The organism is Natrinema soli, from assembly GCF_028618695.1.
This window is the reverse complement of record NZ_JAQIVI010000277.1, coordinates 1-1,329: the sequence shown is the minus strand read 5'-3', so window position 1 is coordinate 1,329 and position 1,329 is coordinate 1. Positions and strand designations below refer to the sequence as shown.

The 1,329-nt window shown below is 66.3% G+C and carries 1 protein-coding gene and 1 pseudogene; both read left to right on the top strand.

The features are described 5' to 3' along the window. Positions 1–776 (top strand): PGF-CTERM sorting domain-containing protein (locus PGX04_RS16985; RefSeq protein WP_273739602.1); only part of this gene is annotated, 776 nt, incomplete at its 5' end. A 179-nt stretch (positions 777–955) separates the two neighbouring features. Beyond that, a pseudogene (locus PGX04_RS16980) lies at positions 956–1,329 on the top strand (hypothetical protein); the annotation flags it as partial.

Genomic DNA, 1,329 nt, shown 5'->3' with positions numbered 1-1,329 from the left:
TCCTCGTCGTCGGCGACGGCGAAGTGGGCGTCACCGACGGAACCGTGACGGCCGACCTCGGCGAGAACGCGACGCTCGCGTTCCGGTCCTCCGAGGACGGCGAGCGCGACGAGCGAGTCCGGTACGAGGAGTCGCTGATCGCCGAGGGGAACGCCGCCGTCGAGGCGACCGCGACAGCTCGCGACGGCGAACTGGTGACCGACACCATCTCCTACGGGCAGGAGACCGCGGCGAACGCGAGCCAGACCGCGGCGAACCGCGTCAACGTGACCGTCGACCGCGCCGTTCACGAGGGAACGATCGTGATGACCACCGTCTCCGAGGAAGCCGTCGGCAGCCTCGAGACCGTTTCGGTGGCCGTCGACGGCGAGGCCGCGGTCGAGGTCTCCTCGAAGAGCGAACTCGAGGGGGCGGTCGGGAGCGACGAATCCCGGTACATAGTCGTTCAGGACGCCCAAGCCGAGGGGCAGGCGACGGTCTACATCGCGGTCAACCACTTCTCGGAGCGGACGGCGACGATCGAGGGCGAGCCCGAAGAGAACGACGGCGAGACCGAGAACGATGACTCCGAGAGCGATAGTGACGGCGACAACGGGACTGGAAGCGGTGACTCGAAGAGTGGCAACGACGACACGGAAGCCGGTACCGACGACAACGGTGACGACTCCGGTGAAGACACCACAAGCGATACCGACGATAGTGTCCCCGGATTCGGTGTCGGCGTCGCCGTCGTCGCAATCTCGGTTGCCGGGCTGCTCTCACGACTGCGGCAGTAGGTCGGTGACGAGCGATCGTTCGTCGCTTTTTCCCGTTCGAATATCGCGAGTACGGTTCGGATCGTCCAGTTCGAACCGCTCGAGGGGTCGAACGCGATTCAGGAACCGAGCGATGATCACCGACAGTTGGACGGTTCTGTCAGAAGCGCCTTTATACACCGCTCCGATCCGTCGAGTGCATGAATCGAATCACAGTCGTTGCACTCGCACTCCTCGTCACGACGGCGGCTCTCCCGCTTGCCGTCGCCGGCGTGAGTACGAGCGCAGCATCGCCCTCCCAACAGAACGACGCTGCCGACGCGAGCGCCTACGCCGGCACGCACGTCTCGTTCGACACCTCGAGCAACGCCCTCCTCGACTACCGCGTCGACGGCGAGCGGGTGTTCGAGAACGTGAGCGTCGCGTCCCAGAGCGACCACCAGCGTCGAACCGGGTTCGGCTCGAACGCCGAGCTCGACGCCGTGGTGAACCTCTCCGGGCTCGGCCTCGAGCTCGCCGCCCAGTCCGAGACGCGCGCCGATATCACGACCGACGGCTCCGCGTCGCTGTCGGC